The sequence below is a fragment of the Corallococcus sp. Z5C101001 genome, from assembly GCF_007352635.1.
In the GTDB taxonomy this organism is placed as follows: domain Bacteria; phylum Myxococcota; class Myxococcia; order Myxococcales; family Myxococcaceae; genus Corallococcus; species Corallococcus silvisoli.
The window spans coordinates 102,768-125,224 of record NZ_VKLU01000009.1; the positions used below are offsets into that span (position 1 = coordinate 102,768).

23 protein-coding genes are annotated in these 22,457 nt (G+C 70.7%); 19 read left to right on the forward strand and 4 right to left on the reverse strand.

The features are described 5' to 3' along the window. Nucleotides 1-3 precede the first annotated feature (3 nt). On the forward strand, nucleotides 4-786 hold the full coding sequence (locus FOF48_RS21010) for a class I SAM-dependent methyltransferase (RefSeq protein WP_143904457.1): 783 nt from the start codon (nucleotides 4-6) through the stop codon (nucleotides 784-786). A gap of 1 nt (nucleotide 787) precedes the next feature. On the opposite strand, the gene FOF48_RS21015 is transcribed toward FOF48_RS21010, so the two are convergent. After that, nucleotides 788-2,497, reverse strand: a complete 1,710-nt coding sequence (locus FOF48_RS21015; RefSeq protein ID WP_143904459.1) for an HAD-IG family 5'-nucleotidase — start codon at nucleotides 2,495-2,497, stop codon at nucleotides 788-790. Between the two features lie 121 nt (nucleotides 2,498-2,618). On the opposite strand from FOF48_RS21015, the gene FOF48_RS21020 reads away from it, so the two are divergent. From FOF48_RS21020 to FOF48_RS21045, 6 genes are read left to right on the forward strand one after another with little or no spacing between them, the layout of a single operon-like run. After that, entirely contained in the window at nucleotides 2,619-2,876 is a 258-nt protein-coding gene (locus FOF48_RS21020; RefSeq protein WP_235685725.1) for a hypothetical protein, read from the forward strand. Then, a complete protein-coding gene (locus FOF48_RS21025) occupies nucleotides 2,873-5,176 on the forward strand; it encodes a serine/threonine-protein kinase (protein WP_255442477.1) in 2,304 nt (767 codons plus the stop codon). Before FOF48_RS21020 ends, FOF48_RS21025 begins: the two co-directional genes overlap by 4 nt. 2 nt (nucleotides 5,177-5,178) lie before the next feature. Next, nucleotides 5,179-5,838 carry a response regulator transcription factor gene (locus tag FOF48_RS21030; RefSeq protein ID WP_186002005.1) on the forward strand — a complete coding sequence of 220 codons (660 nt, stop codon included), beginning with the start codon at nucleotides 5,179-5,181 and terminating at the stop codon, nucleotides 5,836-5,838. 27 nt (nucleotides 5,839-5,865) lie between these two features. Next, entirely contained in the window at nucleotides 5,866-7,203 is a 1,338-nt protein-coding gene (locus tag FOF48_RS21035; protein WP_143904467.1) for a pitrilysin family protein, read from the forward strand. 30 nt (nucleotides 7,204-7,233) lie between these two features. Next, a complete protein-coding gene (locus FOF48_RS21040; RefSeq protein WP_143904469.1) occupies nucleotides 7,234-8,727 on the forward strand; it encodes a pitrilysin family protein in 1,494 nt (497 codons plus the stop codon). Beyond that, entirely contained in the window at nucleotides 8,724-9,425 is a 702-nt protein-coding gene (locus tag FOF48_RS21045) for an RluA family pseudouridine synthase (RefSeq protein WP_143904471.1), read from the forward strand. Before FOF48_RS21040 ends, FOF48_RS21045 begins: the two co-directional genes overlap by 4 nt. Before the next feature lie 16 nt (nucleotides 9,426-9,441). Here the strand turns inward: FOF48_RS21045 and FOF48_RS21050 are convergent, their stop codons facing one another. The 3 genes from FOF48_RS21050 to FOF48_RS21060 are packed head-to-tail and all read right to left on the reverse strand — an operon-like array spanning nucleotide 9,442 to nucleotide 12,283. Then, nucleotides 9,442-10,257, reverse strand: coding sequence for a hypothetical protein (locus FOF48_RS21050; RefSeq protein ID WP_143904473.1), 816 nt, complete (start codon nucleotides 10,255-10,257; stop codon nucleotides 9,442-9,444). Then, nucleotides 10,254-11,669, reverse strand: a complete 1,416-nt coding sequence (locus FOF48_RS21055) for a hypothetical protein (protein ID WP_143904475.1) — start codon at nucleotides 11,667-11,669, stop codon at nucleotides 10,254-10,256. Before FOF48_RS21055 ends, FOF48_RS21050 begins: the two co-directional genes overlap by 4 nt. A gap of 44 nt (nucleotides 11,670-11,713) precedes the next feature. Further along, nucleotides 11,714-12,283, reverse strand: coding sequence for a hypothetical protein (locus tag FOF48_RS21060; protein WP_143904477.1), 570 nt, complete (start codon nucleotides 12,281-12,283; stop codon nucleotides 11,714-11,716). A 234-nt stretch (nucleotides 12,284-12,517) separates the two neighbouring features. On the opposite strand from FOF48_RS21060, the gene FOF48_RS21065 reads away from it, so the two are divergent. From FOF48_RS21065 to FOF48_RS21120, 12 genes are all read left to right on the forward strand, one after another. Beyond that, nucleotides 12,518-13,333: an ABC transporter permease gene (locus FOF48_RS21065; protein WP_143904479.1), complete on the forward strand. Its 816-nt coding sequence runs from the start codon at nucleotides 12,518-12,520 to the stop codon at nucleotides 13,331-13,333. A 50-nt stretch (nucleotides 13,334-13,383) separates the two neighbouring features. Further along, nucleotides 13,384-14,121 (forward strand): ABC transporter ATP-binding protein, encoded by a 738-nt coding sequence (locus FOF48_RS21070; protein ID WP_143904786.1) that lies wholly within the window; start codon nucleotides 13,384-13,386, stop codon nucleotides 14,119-14,121. Nucleotides 14,122-14,238: 117 nt separating this feature from the next. Beyond that, nucleotides 14,239-15,768: an MlaD family protein gene (locus FOF48_RS21075; protein WP_143904481.1), complete on the forward strand. Its 1,530-nt coding sequence runs from the start codon at nucleotides 14,239-14,241 to the stop codon at nucleotides 15,766-15,768. Nucleotides 15,769-15,893: 125 nt separating this feature from the next. Then, nucleotides 15,894-16,823, forward strand: a complete 930-nt coding sequence (locus FOF48_RS21080) for a PfkB family carbohydrate kinase (protein ID WP_143904483.1) — start codon at nucleotides 15,894-15,896, stop codon at nucleotides 16,821-16,823. A 159-nt stretch (nucleotides 16,824-16,982) separates the two neighbouring features. Next, a complete protein-coding gene (locus FOF48_RS21085) occupies nucleotides 16,983-17,321 on the forward strand; it encodes a TIGR02266 family protein (RefSeq protein ID WP_143904485.1) in 339 nt (112 codons plus the stop codon). Nucleotides 17,322-17,328: 7 nt separating this feature from the next. Beyond that, entirely contained in the window at nucleotides 17,329-18,060 is a 732-nt protein-coding gene (locus tag FOF48_RS21090; RefSeq protein WP_143904487.1) for a metallophosphoesterase, read from the forward strand. A gap of 64 nt (nucleotides 18,061-18,124) precedes the next feature. Further along, on the forward strand, nucleotides 18,125-18,838 hold the full coding sequence (locus tag FOF48_RS21095; RefSeq protein WP_328700948.1) for a hypothetical protein: 714 nt from the start codon (nucleotides 18,125-18,127) through the stop codon (nucleotides 18,836-18,838). A gap of 31 nt (nucleotides 18,839-18,869) precedes the next feature. Continuing rightward, nucleotides 18,870-19,712: an archaetidylserine decarboxylase gene (gene asd / locus FOF48_RS21100; RefSeq protein WP_143904498.1), complete on the forward strand. Its 843-nt coding sequence runs from the start codon at nucleotides 18,870-18,872 to the stop codon at nucleotides 19,710-19,712. A 26-nt stretch (nucleotides 19,713-19,738) separates the two neighbouring features. Further along, the gene (gene hisS / locus FOF48_RS21105; RefSeq protein ID WP_221938247.1) at nucleotides 19,739-20,989 is read left to right on the forward strand and encodes a histidine--tRNA ligase; all 1,251 of its coding nucleotides are present in this window, start codon (nucleotides 19,739-19,741) and stop codon (nucleotides 20,987-20,989) included. 171 nt (nucleotides 20,990-21,160) lie between these two features. Continuing rightward, nucleotides 21,161-21,571 carry a S24/S26 family peptidase gene (locus FOF48_RS21110; protein ID WP_221938245.1) on the forward strand — a complete coding sequence of 137 codons (411 nt, stop codon included), beginning with the start codon at nucleotides 21,161-21,163 and terminating at the stop codon, nucleotides 21,569-21,571. Beyond that, nucleotides 21,568-21,882 (forward strand): PqqD family protein, encoded by a 315-nt coding sequence (locus tag FOF48_RS21115; protein ID WP_143904504.1) that lies wholly within the window; start codon nucleotides 21,568-21,570, stop codon nucleotides 21,880-21,882. Before FOF48_RS21110 ends, FOF48_RS21115 begins: the two co-directional genes overlap by 4 nt. Continuing rightward, nucleotides 21,879-22,451 (forward strand): hypothetical protein, encoded by a 573-nt coding sequence (locus FOF48_RS21120; RefSeq protein ID WP_143904506.1) that lies wholly within the window; start codon nucleotides 21,879-21,881, stop codon nucleotides 22,449-22,451. The genes FOF48_RS21115 and FOF48_RS21120 overlap by 4 nt, the downstream gene beginning before the upstream one ends. The last annotated feature ends 6 nt before the right edge of the window (nucleotides 22,452-22,457 follow it).

The following is a 22,457-nucleotide window of genomic DNA, read 5'->3' on the forward strand; positions in this document are numbered from 1 at the left end:
TCCATGCCGCCGCTCCCCCTCGCTGTCACCACCAGCACCAAGACGGACGTGGCCACGGTGCGCGAGGCGCGGGCCGTGGCGCAGCGGTGGAGCCTGCCGTTCCTCTCCCGTCGCTCCAGCGAGGGCATCGCGCCCTGGCTGGGCAGCAAGGTCGACGCGCTGCTCGTCGTGGGCGGCGATGGCGTGACGCTGTGGGAGCCGCACGGCTCGTTCGGCTTCCACGCGGGCATGGCCCACCTGCGGCGCATGCGGCTGCGGCAGGGGCAGCGCGATGACGCGTTCCTCAAGGTCGCGGAGCTGGTGCCGGGCGACGCCGTGCTCGACTGCACCCTGGGGCTCGCGCAGGACGCGCTGGTCGCGTCGCTCGCCGTGGGCCCGGAGGGCAGGGTGGTGGGCCTGGAGAAGAGCCTGCCCCTGTGCGTCGTCGCCGCGGAAGGGCTCCAGCGCTACGCGCGGGGCGCGGACTCCTGCGCCGTCGAGGTGCACCACGCGGACGCGCACGCGTACCTGAAGACGCTCCCCGCGAAGTCCTTCGACGTCGTCTTCTTCGATCCGATGTTCGCGAAGCCCAAGAAGGCCCAGCCCGCCTTCGACGTCCTGCGCCGCTTCGCGGAGCACGCCCCCCTCACGCCCGAGGCGCTGGAGGAGGGGAGGCGCGTCGCGCGCCGGTGGGTGGTCGTGAAGGGCGCCCGGCACACCGACGACCTGCGCAAGCTGGGCCTCCAGCCGGAGCCCACCTCGCGCTTCAGCGACGTCATCTGGGGCCGGCTTCCCGCGACGCCGTGAGCTACTCCTTCTCCGACCCCTTCGGCGGGCCTTCACTGCCCATGGGGGACAGCTTGCTCGACAGCGCGCCGGCCTGCTCGTGCGCCATCAGGTCGCGCGGCGAGCGGTAGTACTGCATGGGCGAGTGGTGCAGGAAGTTCGACACCCGGCTCGTGTAGAGACACGCGTACTGCTCCACCTGGTAGCCGAAGCGGCTGTTCTCGTTGCCCTCCTTGAACAGCAGGCCCCAGTACGGATTGAAGCCCTCCTCCACGTCGCGCTCCAGCGTGTCCGCGATGCCGTTGGTCGCCTTCAACGACCGGCGCAGCTTCTCCAGCTCCGCCTTCGTCTTCTTGCGCAGCTCCTCCGCCTCCAGGCGCTCCGCCTCCGGCAGCTCCTCTCGCTCCAGCCTGCGCTCCAGCGTGTTCAGCACCGTCTTGCGGTGGTTCACCTCGTCGTCCAGCCGCGCGCGCGTCAGCTCCACCTCCGACAGCGTGACGATCTCCTCGCGCCGTTGGTCCGTGTAGGTGATCTCGTCCTCGATCTCCTGGACGATCATGCACGTGCGCCACAGCGACGACTTCTTCGACTTCAGGATGTCGCCGTAGATGTGGTCGCCCACGTAGAGGATGTGCTCGCCCCGGTAGCCGGTGAACTCCTCGAACTGGGCCAGGTTGCCGCCCGAGTACACCGTGCCGCGCTCCAGCGACTTCGCCTCGCCCACGACCTTGCCGGCCTCCGTCGTCGAGTCCAGCTCCAGGAACGGCCGGTTCTCCGTGAAGAAGGCCGGCTTGCCCGCCGCCGTCACCGTGAAGTCGAAGTAGTTGCGCCAGCTGGGGTACTCCGGCAGCTGCCCGTCCAGCAGGTAGCGCATCACCGCGTTCGTGTAGTCCCACGCGGAGTTCGTCAGCAGGAACAGCTTCTTGCCGCCCGAGCGCAGCTTGTGCAGCGCCGGCCCCAGCTCCGGATCCAGGAACACGTAGCGCGCCAGGTCCTTGCGCACCTCGCGCTTGAGCGAGTTGTCCCGGTGCACCGTGTCGATGGCTTCCCGGATGTCGTCGTAGAGCTTGCCGTAGTTCACGGCGTGTCCCAGCGACTCCATCAGCTCGATGATGCCGGAGTACAGGCACGTCTCCGGCAGGGCGAAGAGCGTGTCGTTCCACGCGAACTGCGGGTTGCGCAGCCGCACCCGCTTGTTGCGGTACAGCTCCCGCCACGCGTCCGGCTTCAGCGGACGCAGGCCGTGGTACGCGCGCCCCACGTGCCCGAAGCGATCCATCTTCAGGACGTTGCCGTTGACCCGGTCCACCGCCAGGCCGCGCATCACGAAGTGGTGGTCGTAGAGCAGGCCCCCGATGAACGGCGGGTAGCCGTACTCGCTGATCAGCTTCGCGATCGTCATGTCGAACGACAGCTGCTCCAGCCGGCGCATGTGGTAGATGGCCAGCGTGTAGTCCATGTCGAACCCGATGAGTTCGATGTGGTCCATGCGCAGGTTGCGGTTGACGAACACCTCGCGCGCATGCGGCACGTGCGCCGCGGGCTCGCGCGGGGTGGTGAGCAGCCGGCCAAGCACGTCGTCGGTCAACAGCTCCCGGGCCCGGCGGGCCGCATCATCGGCGCGCTCCCGGTGGATGGTGGAACGGAAGCTCCCGTGCAGCGGATCCACGGAGGGTCCGCCCGGGATGGGCTGGGCAGAGGAGAGTAGGGGCGACACGGGACCCCAAGACATAACACGCGGCCCCCGCTCCGCGCCCGCGTCCTTGCGGGCTTCGCACGGGGCTGGCACGCTCTGGCCAACGATGCGCACCCCACGTCCATCCCCGGCCCTGGCCGAGGACCTCCACGCGCGCTTGTCCGCACGCATCACCGCGCTGGAGGACCGGGTCCGCCGCCTGGAAGCCCGACTCGCCCTGGAGGCTCGCAAGCCGCCACCCGTCCGCTCCCGGCCCAGCGTCTCCGCCGCCACCGCTCGGGCCGCCAGGCCCCGCCCGCGCTGCCCCGGCTGCACCCTGGAGCTGCCCCGTGGCCGGCGCGGCGACTCATGCGTCTGGTGCGGCTTCGTGTTCGCCGCCGTGGCCCGGCCCAAGACGCAGCGGAAGTCCCGATGAGCGGGATGTACCGGCTCACCGGGCGCACGGAGGCAGGAGACCTGGCGGAGCTGTACGAGGCCCTGCTGCTGCCCACCCTCCCCGTCGCGGTGAAGCTCTTCCTGCCGCGCACCTCCGACCCCGCCTATGCCCGGGAGCTGGCGGAGACGGTGCGGCTGCTCCAGCCCGTGCGCCACCCGGGCATCCTCCACACCGTGGACCTGGGCTTCGTGCGCCAGCGGCTCGCCGTGGTGCGCGAGGACGTGGACGGCTTCACGCTGGGCGTCGCGCTCCAGCGCCTCAACACCAAGGAGGTGCTGCTGCCGCCCACCGTGGCGCTCTCCATCGTCATCCAGCTCCTGGAGGCGGTGCAGCTGGCGCACGACGCGGGCGTCGTCCACGGCGCCATCACCCCTGGCAACGTGCTCCTGTCCCGCGAGGGCTACCCGGCCATCTGCGACTTCGGCGCGCTCCGGGCGCTGCTCTCCGTGCCCCAGCTCAAGCGCACGTTCGCGCACCGGGGCCGCAACACGTACCGCGCGCCGGAGGTGACACGCGGCGAGCCGCCCACGGAAGCCTCCGACGTGTACTCGCTGGGCGCCATCGCCTACGAGCTGCTGACGCTGCGCGAGCCCGTCGTGCCCGGCAGCGGCGTGAGCACCCGCCGCGAAACGCTGCCGCCTCCCAGCCGGTTGGACCGGCGGATCAACTCCCGGTTGGATCCGGCGGTGATGCGCGCGTTGGATCCGGCGCCGCAGCGGCGCTTCCGTTCGTGCGGCGAGTTCGCCCAGGCCCTGCGCAACTTCCTCTCCGCCGGCGGGGGCATGCCCGGCGCGGAGGAGGTGGCGCGCTTCGTGTCGGAGCTGTTCCCCAACGAGGTGAGCCTCGCCGCCCCCGGGCCCGTGCCGTTCGCGGAGCCCTTCGAACTGGAGCCCATCTCCGGCGCGGAGATGGAGGACCTGCACGCCGAGGAGTACGAGGCGTCCATCGTCCAGCGCGCGCCCTACAGCCGCGCGCCCACGGAGGAGGAGGCATCCGCGGACACGCAGGATGCCGCCCCTGGCTTTGAGTCCTTCCGCCCCGAGGACTACGCGCCCGACGACGCCCCGGAGGAGTCCCCCGACGACGCGTCCGCCGAGGAGGCCGCGGTCAACGACGTGAGGAGCACCGACCCCTCCCATGCGGGCCCCCTGGAGGGGGGCTGGGATGCCCCGCCTGGAGTCCTCGCGCAGAAGGCCCGGCGGCAGGTCGTCCCTCAAGGGGGCGCTGACGGCCACTCCTCCACCCGCGTCGGGCGCAACCCGCGCGTGAAGGTGATCGAGGACTTCTCCGCGCCTCCCCTGGGCGAGGACGAACCGCCCGCGCCCTCGGGCCGCCGCGCCGCGATGCGTCCCGGGCAGCCGCTGGGGGCGGAGGAGGAGCCGTCGCCGTCCACGAAGCGCCCGGCGTTGCGCCCCGCGCGCGGGGCCGCGGGCCGCTCTCCCGTGCAGGAGACCCTGGTCCTCGCCTCGGGTGGAACGCCTCCGGCGAGCGCGGACCGGCCCGCGGGGCCCGAAGGTGGCGACTCCGGCGCGCCCCGCCAGGAGCGCCGGGGCCGGGGCGAACCCACGGAGGCCCTGTCCGCGGAGCCGCGCTCCGAGCGCCGCGTGCGTCCGGAGGCCGCTCCCGCGAGGAACGAGCCGCGCTCGCGCCACGACATCGCGCTGCCCGCGCCGTCGGACCGGCACCTGCCGGTGCACCAGCGCTTCGACACGGTGGAGACGCCGCGCATGGATGCGGCGGACGCGGTGCGCCGCCGCCAGCGCCTGCTCTTCATCGCGGGCGGCATCGCCCTGGTGGGCCTCTTCATGTTCGCGGTCGCCGCGTGGCGGCTGGGCCTGGACCCGGTGCATGCGCCGGAGCTGCCCCGGTATGATCCGAACGCGCCCGTGGCCAGCGGCGCCCCGGGCGAGCAGACCGCCAACCCGTCCGCGCTGAAGCCCATCGCGCCGCCAGCCCCCGTCGCGCCTCCGGCCCCGGGCGGCAGGGACGTGGAGGACCTGGACGACGGGGCGGAGGACGCCGCCGAGTCGGCCGTGCCCCCCAAGAACCAGCGCGCGTTCCTCACGCTGCGCACCAACCTCCCGGCGCGCGTCTACATCGACGGGGCGCGGGTGCGCCGCACGACGCCGCTGGTGAACTTCCCGATCCGCGTGGGCACCCGCGACATCCGCGTCGTCGCGCTCTCCACGGGCGAGCAGAAGGACTTCCAGCTCCGCTTCTCGCGGGGCCAGCACCAGAAGCTGGATGAACAGTTCCAGCCTCCCCCCACCAGGCGGTGACCGTGGAGCGCACGCGCATCTTCGTCGTCGAGGACCAGCCGCAGCTGCTTCGCAACCTGGTCAAGGTGCTGAGCACCTTCCCGGAGCTGGAGGTGGTGGGCACGTCCCAGGACGGTGAGCAGTCCGTGGAGGACATCGTCCGGGAGCGCCCCCAGCTCGTGCTCCTGGACCTGGAGCTGCCCGGCCTCAACGGCATCCAGGTGACCCAGAAGGTCAAGCGCCGCGCGCCGGAGGTGGAGATCCTCATCCTCACGTCCTTCGAGGAGGAGCAGAAGGTCTACGAGGCCATCCAGGCCGGCGCGTCCGGGTATCTGGTGAAGCGGGTGGGGCCGGAGAAGATCCGCTCCGGCATCCAGGAGGTCATGGACGGCGGCACCGTGCTGGAGCCCATCATCGCGCGCCGCTTCTGGAACTACTTCCAGTCCGTCCAGTCCAAGCCCGCCCAGAAGCCCGCCGAGCTGCCCTGGGGGCTGACGGCCGTCGAGCTGGACGTGCTGCGCTACGTGGCCAAGGGCCTGTCCAACGCGGAGGTGGGGCAGGTGATGACGCTGGAGCGGCGCACGGTGCGCACGCACCTGTCGCATATCTACCGGAAGATGGGCGTCAACTCCCATGTGGACGCGGTGGTGAGGGCCCTGCGTGAAGGTGTCGTGGATCTCTAGCCCCGCCGTGGTTACGGTGGGGCACCTATGTCCAAGGCATCCCCGCGGTCCTCCGCCGTGCGCGCGGTGGACCCCACCCTCGCCGCCCTCTTCGACGTTCACGAGGCAACGCTGCCCAACGGCCTCAAGGTCCGCCTGCTGGCGAACCACCAGGCCCCGGTCGTCAGCCTCTACACCTTCTTCCAGGTGGGCAGCCGCAACGAGCGCCCCGGCATCACCGGCATCAGCCACCTGTTCGAGCACATGATGTTCAACGGGGCCAAGAAGTACGGCCCCAAGATGTTCGACAAGACGCTCGAGTCGAACGGCGGCCGCTCCAACGCGTACACGTCCAACGACATGACGGTGTACTACGACGACTTCTCCGCCGACGCCCTGGAGACGGTGCTGGACCTGGAGTCGGACCGGATGCGCTCGCTGCGCATCTCCCAGGAGACGCTGACCCGCGAGCGCGAGGTGGTGAAGGAAGAGCGCCGCGTCCGCGTGGACAACGAGATCCCCGGCATGATGGACGAGGAGCTGGGCACGCTCGTCTACAAGGCGCACGCGTACCGCTGGCCGGTCATCGGGTGGATGGCGGACATCGAGAACATCACCCGCGAGGACTGCCAGGAGTACTTCCGCACGTACTACGCGCCCAACAACGCGGTGCTCTACATCGTCGGGGACATCGACCCGAAGAAGACGCTCGCGCTGGTGCGCCGCTACTACGGCGGCATCCCGCGCGGTCCCTCGCCCGCCCCCGTGCTCAACGCGGAGCCGGAGCAGAAGGGCGAGCGCCGCGCCATCGTGCGCCACCCCGCGCAGTCGCCGTCCGTGATGATCGGCTACCGGGGCCCCGCCGCCAGCAGCGAGGACACGCTGGTGCTGGACGTGGTCCAGTACATCCTCACCAAGGGCGAGGGCAGCCGGCTGGTGAAGTCCCTGGTGTATGACCAGAAGGCCGCCGTGTCGGTGATGCTCGACTGGAGCTGGCGCATCGACCCGGGAACCATCCTGTTCTACCTGGAGCTCAAGCCCGAGTCGGATCCGGCCCAGGTGGAGGGCCTGCTGTACGCGGAGCTGGAGAAGCTCACGCGCGACGGCGTCACCGAGAAGGAACTTCAGAAGGCGAAGAACAACCTGCGCGCGGACCACCTGCGCGAGCTGTCCACCAACAGCGGCCGGGGCCACGCCCTGGGCCACTACGAGGCCCTGCTGGGCGACTGGCGCGAGGGCCTGTCCCTGCCGACCTTCTACGCGTCCGTCACGGCGGAGCAGGTGAAGGCCGTGGCCGCGAAGTACTTCGCCCCCGAGCGCCGCTCGGTGGTCACCCTCCATCCCGACGCTGGCGCCAACGAGCCCGGCGACGACGTGGACGCGTAACAGCGCGCCGCGAGGAAACCCCCTCCCTGTATGGCTTCCCGAAAGATCGCCTCCGTGAAGAACACCGTCCGCAAGGCCGCCAAGGCCGTGCGCAAACAAGCCACGGCCGCGCGCAAGAAGGTCGCGCAGGTCCGCAAGGCCGCCCCGGCCCGCGCCAGGGGAAAGCTCAAGGTCGTCCCGGCGCCGAAGTCCGCCGCCACCGGTGAGCTGAAGCTGCCCGCGCTGCACGAGAGCACCACGTCCACGGGCCTCAAGGTCATCGCCGCCGAGCGGGGGCCGCTGCCGCTGGTGTCGGTGCGGCTGGTCATGCGCGCGGGCGGCGCGTGCGATCCTCAGGGCAAGGACGGCCTGGCGGACTTCACCGCGCGCCTGCTGCGCCGGGGCACGAAGCGCCTGGACGCCGACGGCATCAGCGAGGCCGTGGAGTTCGTGGGCGCCAGCCTCTACGCGGGCGTCAACGAGGACGTGCTGTCCGTCTACCTCACCACGCCCGCGGAGCACTTCTCCGCGATGCTCGACATGCTGGGGCAGGTGGTGCGCGAGCCCACGTTCCCGGAGCAGGAGGTGGTGGACGCCCGGGAGCGCGCGCTGGCGCAGTTCGCCAACGACCTGGACGACCCGTCCTCCATCGCGGACCGCGCCTTCACGCGCGCCATGTGGGGCGAGCATCCGTACGGGCGCGACCTGGGCGGCATCAAGCGCACCGTGTCCACCTTCACGCGCGAGGACGTGGTGCGCTTCCACGCCGAGCGCATGGGGCCGCGCGTGTCGCTGCTCACGGTGGTGGGCGCGCTCGCCCCGGAGACGGTGGCCGCGGAGGCGGAGCGCGCCTTCGCTGGCTGGACGGGGGGCCCGGACACGCCGCCGGAGCTGCCGCGCAAGCAGGAGCCGCTGGCCAGGGCGGGGCAGGTGCTGCTGGTGGACAAGCCGGACCAGACGCAGTCCCAGGTGCGCCTGGGAGGGCCGGGCTTCTGGCTGGGCCACGAGGACTACTTCCCGGCCACGGCGATGAACATCGCGCTGGGCGGCGGCTTCACGTCGCGGCTGATGAACGAGATCCGCGTCAACCGGGGGCTCACCTACGGCGTCAGCTCCTACTTCGACACGATGAGCGCGGGCGGTGTGTTCGGGCTGTCCACGTTCACCAAGACGGCGTCCACGCGGGAGATCATCGACGTGGCGCTGAAGGAGATCCACGGCGTGCGCGACGGCGGCCTCAAGCCGCGCGAGCTGAAGGACGCGCAGAGCTACCTGGCGGGCCTGTACCCGCTGCGCACGGAGACCAACGAGTCCGTGGCCTCCGTCATCGCGGACATGCGCATCCATGGACTGGGCGACGACTGGGTGGAGAAGTTCCGCGACCGGCTCCGCGCGGTGACCCCCAAGGACGTGGCGCGGGTGTCGAAGAAGTACGCGTTCGCGGACCGGCCGGTCATCGTCGTGCTGGGCAAGGCGTCGGAGGTCAAGCCGCTGCTGGAGGGGCTGGGCCCCATCACCGTCGTGCCGGCGTCGGACTACGAATGAGCGGGGGGTCTCCCCGAGTCCTCTTCGAAGGCGCGGGCGTGCTGGTGGTGGACAAGCCGGCCGGGGTGCTCGTCATCCCCGGCCGGGAGGGCGGCCCGAGCCTGCGGGACACGCTGGAGGCGGAGCGGGGCCGCAAGGTGTACGTGGTGCACCGGCTGGACCGGGACACCTCCGGCGCGCTCGTCTTCGCGCTCGACGCGGACGTGCACCGCGCGCTGTCCCAGGCCTTCGAGACGGGCAAGGTGCGCAAGCGCTACCGGGCGCTGGTGGAGGGCCGGCTGGAGGCGCCCCAGTGGGTGGACGCGCCGCTGGTGGCCGGCCGCAAGGGCCGCATGCGCGTGGCGAAGCCGGAGGAGCCGGACGCGAAGCCCTCGCGCACGCGCGTCCGCCCCGTGGAGACCTTCGCGGGGGCCTCGCTGGTGGAGGCGGAGCCGGAGACGGGGCGCACACATCAGATTCGCGTGCACCTGCTGTCGCTGGGGCACCCGTTGCTGGTGGATCACCAGTACGGCCGCGAGGCCCCGCTCACCGAGGCCGACCTGGGAGGGCAGGGGACACGCGAGGTGCTGGCACGCACGCCGTTGCACGCCGCGCGCGTGGAGTGGCCCGCGCTGCCCGGGGTGCCCGCGCGCGCGGTGGATGCCCCGCTGCCCGCGGACCTGCTGCGCACGCTGGAGTTGCTGCGCGCGGCCGGGTGAAGCGTCCGCGCGACAGCTACTTGGAGGGCTCCAGCCTGAAGGTGTTGGACTCTCCCGTGGCGCCGAAGGCGTCCAGCGCGAAGAGCCTCACGTTGCCAGCGGGCGCGTCCATGACGATGGTCGCGGTGCACACGCCGTCGTCACAGGGGCCAATCTTCGGAGGTGACACCGTGCCGCGCGACGCGGTGAGCTCCACGGAGCCATCGAAGTGCATGGCCCGGGGGCCCTCCGCCCGCACGGTGATGGCGAAGCCCTGACGGCTCGTGCGCGTGCCTTCGATGGCGTCGAAGCTGAACCCCGTGATGTCGCCCTCGCGGATCGGATCATCCGGTCCAGGGCCCGCGTCCCGTGCGCCGCCGTCCCCGGCGTCGGAGCCGGCATCCTCTTCGACGGGCCCCGCGTCTCTCGCCACCAGCACGCCCGCGTCGTCCGGGTCCGCCTTGCCCTGCCCGGGCGGGTAGAGGACGAGCGGCTTGGGGGCCATGGCCTCCCGCCCATCATCCAGACGCAACAGCACCGGGTGCTCGCCCACGCCCAGGCCGCGAGGCACGCTCACGATCGCGATGCCCTCGGGATCGAAGCGACTCGGCTCCGCTTCCCGTCCATCCACCCAGACGCTGCCCGAGACCCTCCGCGCGTCCACTGTCTTCGCGCCGTAGTCCACGGCCACCGGGTAGCGCGCGTCGAACGTCACGGTGAGGGCGCCCCGCGTGTTGACCGGCAGCGCATCCGGCTCCACCGAGAGGATGGTGGGCGGAGGCAGCGATTCGGGGCTGCCTGGACATGCGCACGCGAGCGCCACCAGTCCCCATCCCAGGCCCCGTCGCATCACGGAATGAACCTCAGCCCCGCGGACACGGACACGCCTCCAAGCTCGGCGCGCACCGAATCCGTGTTCACCGGCGCCAGCGCGGCGCGCAGCTCCGTGAGGACGCTCCATCGACCCAGGTCATACGCTCCCTGCGCGGCCAGGAAACCCATGGCGCCCACTCTGCGCTCATCCACCACGTCAGAAAAGACGGCCCCGGTCGCAGATGCTCCCGTCGACAGGCGATGGCGGAACGCCAGCACGCCACCGCCTGCACGGCCGTCCAGTCTGAAGGACCTCTGGTGGAAAAGAGTGACGCGCGCGGACAGAAGCACGGGAAGCCCCCAGACGCGCGAGTGCACGTCGGTGGTGCCCTGTTGCCCATCGAGCTTCGCGTGACGCAGGCCCACCTCCGCCTCCACCGCCAGCCGTTCGTTCCACACCGGCAGCGGCACCGCGACCCCCAGCCCCAGGAGCGGTCCGCGGTTGGCGCCACTCGCGAACGCGGCCCCTCCCAGCAGGAACAACGACGTCCGTTCGCCCACACCGTGCGACCGCGCGGTCGCGGGGAGCGGGGCAGGGGACGCGGGTGCCTTGACCTCCACCGGCTCCGGGGCGCGGGGCTCACCCGGCAGCACGCCCGCGCGCAGTCGCACCGCGTCCACGTCAGCCGCGTCGCGCCAACGCACGGCGACGGACACCTCCGTCGCGTTGGCGTGAGGCTTCACCGTGAAGAGGGGGCGCTCCGGTGAAGGCATCCCCGTGAGCGTGGCGCCCTTCGCGGTGACGGCCAGGTCGGAGGACCGCACCGGACCCTCCGGGCCCGCGACGATCAGCCAGCCGCCCCTGTCGGACGGAAGCGGCTCCGGTGTGAGGGCGGCGACCAGCGGGTGCTCCGAGGGCACCTCCAGGGGGGCCCGGCGATCCGTGGTGAGCGTCCCCCGCGTCGCGAGCACGCGGGCCTCCCGTGCCTCCGGAGGCACCTCCACGGGCACCTGCGCCCGGCCGCGCGCGTCCGCCTTCACCGGGCCGAAGCGGGCCTCGCCCACCGCGACCACCACCTCCGCGCCTGGAGCGGTGGACACGTCCAGCGTGGTGCGGCCCAGCAGCGGCAACCGCACGGTGGTGAGCTCCGGCGCGCGGGGGCCCTCCACCCAGAACACCAACACCGCCCACAGCGGGTAGCGCACCTTCGGGGGCGTCCAGACGAAGACGCGCTCGGCGCCGCCTTCCAGCCGCGTCGCGGACCAGGTGCCAGAGGAGGCCGCCGCGCGCACGGGGCCTGCGCCATCCGGCACCCGGACCCGCACCTGGACCTGGGCATCCCTCCCGAGCACCACGCGCCCGGGGGTCGCCTCCACTTCCGGCGGTTCCGCCCGCGCCACGGCGGCACCCAGCAGCAGAAGCGAAACGGCGAAGAGGAGCGGCGGACGCATGAGGGAAACCCGCATCCCAGTTGACCGCCGCTCCGGCCTCCGGGTCAATCCCCGGAAGGCAGGGAAGTCTCAGCCGCGTCGTCGGCGTCCAGGTCCGGAGGCGGCTCGGCCATGGGCTTGTCCGCGGGGCCGGTGTGCTTGTTCGTCGGGGGGCTGAAGACGGGCTTGTCCGTCTGCGGTCCACCGCGGCCGTGCACCAGCGTCTTGGTGTCGGAGCGGAAGGTGAGGTCCACCTTGTCGCCGCGCACTGCGGTCACCAGGCCCACGCCGAACGTCGGGTGGTGGATGACCTGGTCCACCTTGTAGGTGTCCTTGGGGCTGTACTTGGGGGCGCTCGCGATGTCCTTGCCCGCCAGCTGCTCGTCGAAGGAGATGACCACCTTCTCCGCGCGGGTCGTGCCGGAGGAGGCGGCGCGCGGCGCCCGGGTCGTGGACGTCTTCGTGGGGCGATCCGTGGCGCCCGGCGCGCCCCGGAACGCGTGGTCCCCGCCGCACGTGTTGCAGCGGACGCGCACGATCTTGGGGCCCACCATCGCGAGAATCGTATGCGCCAGGTTCATCTTGCAGCGGGTGCACTGGGCATCCACCTCGCCGCCGACCTTCTGAGTAGCCATTCTGTCGTGTCGCTCTGGCCCGGCAACTCCCCGAAGGGCGCGCCGGGCGTGGAAGAAAGAGGGCCGCGGAACATAACGGCCGACCCCAGGCGGAGGAAGCACCATCGCATCGCACCCGCGCGCCGCGTGAGCGCCCCCCGGGCAGCCAACCGGATGGAGGGAGGGGTGGGATGGGCCGCCACGGAGTTCGCTTGTGCGCCCGTCCGGGGCACGTAGAGTAGCCCGCCTGAGCGCATGACCACCGAGACCCCCAGCAAACCCAACCGGTTCACCGGCGCCTTCATCCAGTCGGTGGAGGGCCTCGGCAAGGGCATCATCGACGTCGTCAGCAGCATTGGCGGCGTCGTCGCCCTGGGCCTGGACGTCTTCCGCTGGAGCGTGCGGCGCCCCTTCCGGCTGCACAACCTCTTCACCCAGCTGGACTTCGTGGGCGTGGGCTCCATCTTCATCGTGGCGCTCACCGGCAGCTTCACCGGCATGGTGTTCGCGCTCCAGACGTCCACCGCGTTCGCCCTGTTCGACGCGGAGAGCCTCGTGGGCCCCACCGTGGCCCTGACGCTCACGCGCGAGCTGGCGTCCGTGTTCGCCGCGCTGATGGTCACCATGCGCGCCGGGTCCGCCATGTGCACGGAGCTGGGCACCATGCGGGTCACCGAGCAGGTGGACGCGCTGGAGACCATGGCCGTCAACCCGGTGCAGTACCTGCTGGTGCCCCGGGTGCTCGCGGGGCTGTTCATGGTCCCCGCGCTCACCATGCTCTTCAACACCACGGGCATGGCGGGGGCGTACGTCGTCGCGGTGTTCGGCCTGGGCATCTCCCCCGGTACGTTCCTGTCGCGCACCCAGCAGTGGATGGCTCCCGCGGACATCTACGAGGGGTTGATCAAGGGCGCCATCTTCGGGCTCGCGGTGGCCCTCATCTGTTGTTTCAAGGGGTTCAACGCGTCCGGTGGCGCCAAGGGCGTGGGTCAGGCCACCACCGAGGCGATGGTCGCCAGCGCCCTGTCCATCTTCATCCTCGACTTCATCGTCGGCATGTTGATGCACTGATGGGCCCGCCGAACGCGCCCCTCCCCGAGTCCACCGGGGCAGAGCGGGCGATGATCGACATCGTGGACCTGCACAAGACGTTCGGCGGGAACAAGGTCCTCACCGGCATCAACCTCACCGTTCCCGCGGGCAGCACCTGCGTCATCCTGGGGGGCTCCGGCTCCGGCAAGACGGTGCTGATGAAGCACATGATCGGCCTGCTCAAGCCGGACACGGGCCAGGTCATCATCGACGGGCAGGACATCGTCCCCATGAGCGTGGAGGGACTGCAGCAGGTCCGCCGCAGCTTCGGCATGGTGTTCCAGGCCGCCGCGCTCTTCGACTCCATGACGGTGTTCGAGAACGTCGCCTTCCCCCTGCGTCAGCACACCCAGCTGCCAGAGGACGCCATCCGCGAAAAGGTGCGCAAGCGCCTGGACCTCATGGGGCTCAAGCGCGCGGTGGAGGACCGCTTCCCGGCGGACCTGTCCGGCGGCATGCGCAAGCGCGTGGGCCTGGCGCGCGCCGTGGTGCTGGATCCCAAGGTGGTCCTCTACGACGAGCCCACCACCGGCCTGGATCCCATCACCACGGACTCCGTGGACGACATGATCCTCACCGCGCAGAAGGAGCTGGGCGTCACCAGCGTCGTCATCAGCCACGACATCGCGTCCGCGTTCAACGTGGCCAACCAGATCGCCTTCCTGTCCAAGGGCGTCATCGTGGAGCACGGGCCGCCGGAGCAGCTGCGCGAATCCCAGCACCCCGCCGTCCAGATCTTCCTCCAGACCTGGTTCGGAAAGAACTAGGGCGCCTTGCAAGAACTGGGGCCCTCAAGGAATTCGGCTCCACATGAAAAGCTGGCACCCGGCATGCAAATCGTTAGAGTCGCGCGCGGCCGGTGGTAGCGCTCGGAGTCACATCAGGTGAAGAAGCTCGTCACGCCCTTCCGTGTTGGCCTGCTGGTGCTCGCCGCCGGGGGATTCCTCATCGCGTTCGTGCTGTTCGCCAAGAAGGGCGGGCTGAGCGACCGTGACTCCACCCAGGTGTGGGCATACTTCCGGGACGCGTCCGGCCTCGCGGTGCGCGGCCGGGTGCAGATCGCCGGCATCCCGGTGGGAGAGATCAGCGACATCAGCCTGGAGGGCACCCGCGCGAAGGTCTGGCTGAAGATCCGCAAGGGCGTGGACGTGCGCCAGGACGCGGCCGTCACCAAGCGCTCGGAGTCGCTGCTGGGTGACTACCTCCTGGACCTGAACCCGGGTACGGAGCAGGCGCCGGAGCTGGAGAACGGCGGGCAGATCCGCCGCGTCGTGGACACCCAGGGCGTGGAGGCCGTCTTCGAGTCGCTGTCGCAGATCACCTCCGACATCCAGCAGGTGACGGGCGCGCTGCGCGAGGTGCTGGGCGGGGAGAAGGGCGCGGGCAGCCTGGAGCGCATCGTGGAGAACCTGGTCCGCCTGTCGGACTCGGTGGATGCGACGGTGCGCCGCAACACGGACCGCCTGGACACCATCATGGCGAACGTGGAGGGCGTGTCCTCGGATGTGCGCGCCATCACCCAGGGCAACGGGGCGGAGGTGGGCCGCATCGTCGCCAACGTCGAGAAGATCACCAACGACGTCCGCGAGGTGCTGGGCACCGTCAAGAACATCGTGGGCAGCGGGGAAGGGGAGTTCAAGGAGAGCGTCTCCAGCCTCAAGCAGACGCTGGGCCGGCTGGACAACACGCTGTCCAACCTGGAGGACATCACCCGCAAGGTGAAGAACGGCGAGGGCGCCGCGGGCGCGCTGCTCACCGACGAGCAGCTGGGGCAGCGCGTCAGCGAGGCCGTCACCGACATCTCCGACTTCGCCACCCGGCTCACCACCCTCCAGACGGAGGTGGGTCTGTTCAGCACGTACCTGGTGTCGCAGGGCGCGTCGAAGAACGGCCTGTCGCTCAAGCTCATCCCCAAGCCGGACAAGTACTACCTGCTGGAGATCATCGACGACCCCCGCGGCTCCGTCACCACGCAGGTGGTGCAGACGAACCCGCCGTCGGACGGGGACCCGGTCATCCAGACGCAGAAGGTGACCAAGGAGTCCTTCAAGGTCAGCCTCCAGTTCGCCAAGCGCTACTACTTCACCACCCTGCGGGTAGGCCTCATTGAATCCACCGGCGGCGTGGGCGCGGACCTGCACTTCTTCGATGACGCGCTCACGCTGAAGATGGACGCCTTCAACTTCACCGCGGACGAGCTGCGCTACCCGCGCCTGCGCACCACGCTGCGCGCCCAGGCGTTCGACCACCTGTTCGTCGTGGCCGGCCTGGACGACATCCTCAACGCACAGCAGCGTGACACGGCCACCAAGCGGCTCATCGCCGGCCGCGACTTTTTCTTCGGTGCCGGCTTCTTCTTCACCGACGACGACCTGAAGTCCCTCATCACCGCCGTCGGCGTCCCCACGTTCTAGGCCCGCAAGGCCTCTTGACCTTGCCGGGCAGGTGTCGTACCCGGCATGGGCACGGGGTTTCCCCTGGAATGCGCCGTGCCCTGACGCCTGCTGCCTCGCGCCCGGTCACCCCCCAGGAAGACTCCATGTCTCTTCTCGTCGTCGGTTCAATCGCGCTGGACTCGCTGGAAACGCCCTTCGGCAAGAAGGAGGACGTGCTGGGCGGGTCCGCCACCTACTTCTCCACGTCCGCGTCCTTCTTCGGGCCCGTGCAACTGGTGGCGGTGATTGGCGAGGACTTTCCAGAGTCGCACCTCCAGTTCCTGCGCGGGCGCGGCATCGACCTGGAGGGCCTCACGCGCGAGTCCGGCCGCACCTTCCGCTGGAAGGGCAAGTACGGCTGGGAGCTCAACGAGGCGCAGACGCTGGACACCCAGCTGAACGTCTTCGAGTCCTTCTCGCCCAACCTGCCGCAGGCCTACCGGGAGACGCCGTACGTCTTCCTGGGCAACATCCACCCGGAGCTCCAGGCGCGCGTGCTGGACCAGGTGAAGTCGCCCAAGCTGGTCGCCGCGGACACGATGAACTTCTGGATCCAGGGCAGCCGGCCCGCGCTGCTCAAGACGCTCCAGCGCGTGAACCTGCTCTTCATCAACGACGCGGAGGCGCGCCAGCTGTCCGGCGAGCACAACGTGGTGAAGGCCGCGCGCGCCATCCTGGCCATGGGCCCCTCGCGCGTCGTCATCAAGCGCGGCGAGCACGGCGCGCTCCTCTTCGATCAGGACCACATCTTCGCCTGCCCGGCCTTCCCCCTGTCGGAGGTGTTCGATCCCACCGGCGCCGGTGACACCTTCGCCGGCGGCTTCATGGGCACCCTGGCCACCTCCGCCTCCGGCAAGGTGGATCAGCAGCTCTTGCGCAGGGCCATGGTCATGGGCAGCGTGATGGCCTCCTTCACCGTGGAGAAGTTCAGCCTGGAGCGCCTGCGCGAGGTGCAGCGCCCGGAGATCCACGCCCGCTTCGCCGAGTTCAAGAAGCTCACCCACTTCGACGACCTGGGCCCGCTGGGCGGGTAGGGGAGCGCGGGGAGCGGATCCGGATCCGGTGTGGAACTTGACGGGCCACACCCACCCTCCCTAGGCTCGGGTGAACGCAGTGGATGAATAAATCCGGTGCGGCCATCCTTTTTCAGCGCCGACGTGGACAAGACGGACCCACGTCGGGAGGTCCCCGGGTTGAGCGAGAATCGAAAGCACGCGCGGGTCGGCACCCACCTGCGCTGCTGGTGCGAGGGTGAGAACGTGACCCTGTATGCACGCATCGCCAATCTGAGTGAGGGAGGCTTCTTCCTCAGGACGAGCACGCCCTTGGCGGCGGGGACGCGGACGCAGGTGCGGCTGACACGGCAGGCGACGGACACGCAGTTGCAGGCGCAGGCCACGGTCGTCTGGTTGCGGCAGGAAGAGCAGCCTGACGGCCGGCCCCCGGGCATGGGCCTGAGATTCGAAGCGTTGGACGCGGACGCGCTGGTGAGTCTGCGGCGCATCATCTCCCAGCAGCAGACCCCCCTATAGGGCTCCCATGCGCATCGCCGTCATCTCCGACATCCATTCCAACATCGAGGCCCTCACGGAGGTGTTGAGGGTGGCGGAGCACCAGAAGGTGGACCGCTTCGTGTCGTTGGGGGACATCGTGGGGTACGGGGCGTCCCCCAACCCGTGCTGCGAGCTGGTGCGCTCGGTGGCGGAGATCACCCTGCTGGGCAACCACGACGCGGCGGTGGCGGGGCGGATGGACTACTCGTACTACTACGACGCCGCCCGGCACGCGCTCGACTGGAGCGCCAACGTGCTCTCCGACGAGAACCTGGCCTGGCTGCGCAGCCTCCCGTACACGTACCGGATTGGCGAGGTGGGCTTCTGCCACGGCTCGCCCGTGGATCCGAAGGCGTACGAGTACATCTTCGCGCTGGAGCAGGCCCGGGAGCTGACGCCGTACGTGGCGGAGCTGCCGGAGGTGACCTTCATTGGCCACAGCCACCTGTGCCGGGCGTTCGCCATTGGCAACGGCGAGGTGAATGACGTGGTGGCGCAGAAGTTCGTGCTGCGCAAGGGCTACAAGTACATCGTCTCCGTGGGGAGCGTGGGCCAGCCACGCGACTACGACAACCGGGCCTGCTTCGTCATCTGCGACACGGACGCGCGCACGGTCGAGTACCTGCGCGTGGAGTACGACATCGAGACCTCCGCGCAGCGGATCTTCGACGCGGACCTGGCGCTCAACTTCGGCAAGCGCTTGTTCCTGGGCGTCTGAGCCCCGGGCGCGGCCGGTGCGGAAAAGCGGCGCGGCCGGGCGGAAGGTGGCATAAACCGGGGTCGTGAGCCCCCAGGTCCCCCGTCCGAAGCGGCCCTTCATGGGCCTTGGCCTCGCCGCCGTCCTCCTGCTGTCCGGGTGCAGCCGGGCCCCCGCGCCGCCCTCGCCCGAGTTCGAGCGGGCCAGCCGCCGGTGGACCGTCCTGTACGCCCAGAAGCTGGACGCGGCGTACCTGGACCCCGCCATCGGGGAGATCGAGGCCCAGCTCCAGCGCGTGCCGGCGGACAGCGTGGACGCCGCCGCGTCGCAGGACCTGCTCCAGCGCATCCAGCAGGGCCGCGCGCGCATGCAGGCGGATCGCGACGAGCAGCGCCGCGCGGTGGCGAGCGCCCAGGCGCTGCCCACCCTGGATCCCTCCCAGTCGAACATCCCGCGCCGCGAGGAGCCCGTGGCGGAGGCGGCCCCGGTGGACGCGGGGCCGGAGGACGCGGGAGTGGTGGGCGGCCCGCAGATGGGCACGCCGGCCTCCGAGCTGGTGGCGGGCTTCCGCGGCTGCTTCACCCGTTCCGTGCCGGTGACGGTGGAGGGGCGGGGGATGCGGGAGACCTGGCAGCTGAGCGACCGGGCGTCCTGCCAGCTGGAGTTCCCCAGCCACAAGGACACCTCGCTGGTGATTGAAGACGGCCGCGTGCTGGCGTTGTTACCCAAGAGCGCCATGCGGACGGTGCGGCGCTACGAGGACGGCGGGGTGGTGTCCCCGAGCGCTGACGGCCGTTGAACCTCTTTCCCTTACGTATCGACGACCTTCGATGAACGAACAGACCTTCATGAAGTTGATGCGCGTGCTGCCCAAGTCGGCGGTGTCCTCCGCGGTGGGCCTGGCCACGCGCCTGCCCGCGCCCGCGCCGGTGCACCACTGGGCCATGCGCGCCTTCGCCAAGGCGTACAACGTGGACATGGACGAGGCGGAGCACGGCTTCGAGAAGTACCCGACCTTCGCCCAGTTCTTCACCCGCGGCCTCAAGCCGGGCCTGCGCCCGGTGGACGCGGGCGAGAAGGTCGTCGTGTCGCCGGTGGACGGCCGGGTGTCCCAGGTGGGCTACTCGGACAACGGCCGGTGCCTGCAGGCCAAGGGCATCGAGTACACGGTGGACGAGCTCCTGGGCGACGCGCAGGCGGCGAAGCCCTTCCACGGCGGCGCCTGGACGACGCTGTACCTGTCGCCGCGCGACTACCACCGCATCCACGCGCCGCTGGGCGGCACCATCACGGGGTACGCGTACATCCCGGGTGAGTTCTGGCCGGTGAACCCCGCGTCGGTGAAGAACAAGCAGTCGCTGTTCTGCGTGAACGAGCGGCTCGTCACCTACCTGGACACCGCGGCCGGCAAGGTGGCGGTGGTGAAGGTGGGCGCCACCTGCGTGTCGCGCATCAAGGCGTCGTACGAGGACATCACCACCCACCTGGGGCAGCCGGGCAAGGTGCACCGCTACGGCGCGGGCATCCCGGTGGAGAAGGCCGGGGAGCTGGGCCGCTTCGAGATGGGCTCCACGGTCATCCTCTGCTTCGAGCCGAAGCGGGTGCGCTGGGACGACAGCCTCCAGCCGGAGACGGTGGTGCGCATGGGCACGCGCATCGGAGAAATTCTGTGAGCCAGAAGATCAACGGCGTGAAGGGGATGAACGACCTTCTGCCGGGTGAAATCGAGGTCTGGCAGTTCGTGGAGACGACCGCGCGCACGCTGTTCGGCCGCTTCGGCTACGGCGAGGTGCGCACGCCGATGGTGGAGGACACCGCCCTCTTCGTGCGCAGCGTGGGCGAGGAGACGGACATCGTCGGCAAGGAGATGTACACCTTCGAGGACAAGGCGGGCCGCAGCCTGTCCCTGCGTCCGGAGGGCACCGCGCCCGCGGCGCGCGCGTACATCGAGCACTCGGTGAGCAACCAGGAGCCGGTGTCGCGCTGGTTCTACATGGGGCCCATGTTCCGCTACGAGCGGATGAAGACGGGCCGCTACCGCCAGTTCTCCCAGATTGGCGCGGAGGCCTACGGCGCGAAGGAGCCCGCGCAGGACGCGGAGCTGATGGACGTGGTGGTGCAGTTCCTGGAGGCGCTGGGCCTCACGGACGTCACCCTGAACATCAACTCGCTGGGCGACGACGCGTGCCGGCCCGCCTACCACGCGAAGCTGGTGGAGTACCTCCTCGCGCACCGCGAGGAGCTGTGCGCGGACTGCCAGCAGCGGCTGGAGCGCAACCCGCTGCGCGTGCTCGACTGCAAGAACGAGAAGTGCCAGGCGGTGGCCGCGGCGGGACCCAACGTGCTGGAGTTCCTGTGCGAGCCGTGCCGCGCGCACTTCACCGACCTGCAGCGCAAGCTGGCCGCGCTGGGCATCCGCTACGTGGTGAACCACCGGCTGGTGCGCGGCCTGGACTACTACACGCGCACCGTCTTCGAGTTCATCGCCGCGCACCCCGCGCTGGGCACCGCCAGCACCGTGGGCGGCGGCGGGCGCTACGACAAGATGATGAAGGGCCTGGGGGGGCCGGACGTGCCCGCGGTGGGCTTCGCCATGGGCCTGGACCGGCTGGTGCTCCTGCTCAAGGAGGGTGGCAAGACGTTCGCCCAGCGGCCGGACCTGTTCATCGCCGTGGCGGACGAGGGCTCCCAGGACGCGGGGCTCGCGCTGGCCAGCCGCCTGCGCCGCGAGGGCCTGCGCGTGGACTTCGACACGCGCGGCGGAAGCCTCAAGAGCCAGATGAAGCGCGCGGACAAGTCCGGCGCCCGCTTCACCCTGGTGCTGGGGGAGCAGGAGCGCACCAGCGGCCAGGCGAAGCTCAAGCCCATGGCGGGCGGCGAGCCCATCCCCGTGGCCCTGGACGCCGTGGCCGCCACCGTGCGGGCCCAGCCGGAGGCCGCGGCGGCCTGATCCGCGCCGCCTTCCGGTCCGCTCGTCCGGGCCGGAGGGGGGCAGGGCGGCCTGTCTTCCCTGAAAATCCAGGAGTAAAGGTGTTAAGCAGCGTAAGTCCCGGGAATCGCTGGGGGAACGAGGGCGCGGGGATTCGCGGCCGTTGAGAGGCTGGAGTAGATTCCGTCCTCGATGTCGAGCGCTTCCCACACCTCGCCCGTGATCGAAGGTCCTCGCTGGATCCCCGTGGATGGGGACAGCATGTGGCCGTCGTTGCGGGCAGGGGACGTGGCGGAGGTGGAGCCGCTGGTGGAGGCGCCGCGCCCGGGCGAGGTGGTGCTGGCGCGCTTCGAGTCCGCGCTGGTGCTGCACCGGGTGCGCTGGTGCGACGGCCGCGTCTGCGCGCTGCGCGGGGACAACGGCGGCGTGGAAGATCCGCCGCTGCCCCTCTTCCGTATCCTGGGACGTGCGCGGCGTGTGCGCCGGGGAGGCGCCCTGCTGGAGATGGAGCGCTGGGACGTGGGCCCGCGCGCGGTGGGCCGCTGGCGGGTGGCCCTGAAGCGGAGGATCGCCGCGTGGTTGGGCAGGGCAGGGCGCGCATGAGCTTCACGGCTGAGAGTGTTCCCCAGCGGCGCCCGGGGGCTTCGGGCGAGGGATTTGGCGCGGACTTCCTCGTGCTGGACGCGGAGGGGCGCACGCTGCGGGGGCTCAACCCGGTGGCGGCGCGCATCTGGGCGCTGTGTGACGGACAGCGCACGGCCCGGGCGGTGGCGGAGCAGGTGGCGCTCGAGTTTTCGACCGACGTTGGCCCGGTGCTGGCTGACACGCTGCGGTTCCTGGAGGAGCTGCGGCGCAAGGGTCTGATGGATGAAGTGCGCGCGCCGGCCGGTGTCGCGCCTCTGGGGGGTGCATGATGCGGGCGCTCGTGGTGGTGCTGGCGGGTGCGATGGTGCTGTCGGCGTGCTCGGAGGGCCTTTCGCCCCTGCCGCCTCCTGCCGTGACGCCAGGACCGGGGGGCGGCTCGGCCGGCCCCGTGGATCCGACGGACGTGCTGGCGGGGGGCGGGAGCGTGGCCCAGCCGCCGCCCCCGGCGCCGGTGGACGGGCCGCCTCCGGACGAGGTCGTGGAGGAGGAGCCGCCTCCCGTCGCGTCGCCGCCCCCGTCTGGCAGCGCGCAGGTGGTGGGCGCGGGCTCCGAGCCGGTGGGGTTGTCCGAGGTGCAGCAGGTGGACGTGGACTTCGTGGTGAGCGGCGTCCGGGGCAAGGGCCAGGTGGACGTGGAGTTCATCACGCCGGGTGGCCGCCCGTATGAGAAGCGGAGCACGGCCGTGGAGGCGCCGCCCGAGGAGTCCCGCACGCTGCGCTTCTCGCTGCCGGTGGCGGGCACCACGGTGTCCATGGCGCGCATGACGGGCACGTGGCAGGTGCGCTTCTTCCTGGACGGCGCGCAGCTGGCCACCACCTCCTTCACCCTGGAGCCGTGACGTGAG